The organism is Pseudoalteromonas sp. 0303 (assembly GCF_013349995.1).
In the GTDB taxonomy this organism is placed as follows: domain Bacteria; phylum Pseudomonadota; class Gammaproteobacteria; order Enterobacterales; family Alteromonadaceae; genus Pseudoalteromonas.
In genome coordinates this window covers 1-330 of sequence record NZ_JABVXF010000190.1, presented here as the reverse complement: position 1 = coordinate 330, position 330 = coordinate 1, and the positions used below count along the sequence as shown (strand labels likewise).

Below are 330 nucleotides of genomic sequence, written 5' to 3'. Positions count from 1 at the left end.
GGTGAAATAGACATCACCGCACCGACCATCACTCTTGATACCTTGGCCGATAGCAATGATGTGACACCGCTCATCAGTGGGCAAACCAGCGGGGCGACAGTGGGGAGCTTAGTGCTGCTCACTATCACTGACAGCGCCGGTAATGTACAAAGTGCGACAGCGACGGTGCAAGCGGATGGCAGTTGGTCTGTTGAGCCAAGTACCGCGTTAGCTGAGGGTGATTACACCGTGGTAGCCACGGTGAGTGATGCGGCGGGTAACGAAGGTAGCGATACAGAAACAGGCACCATCGATGTGACGGCACCAACGATGACCATCGATGCGCCAGCG

General features: G+C 56.4%; 1 protein-coding gene. It reads left to right on the top strand.

The window, feature by feature from the left end:
- A partial coding sequence (locus HUS62_RS22740) for an Ig-like domain-containing protein (protein ID WP_258536852.1) occupies window positions 1-330 on the top strand: 330 nt, incomplete at both ends.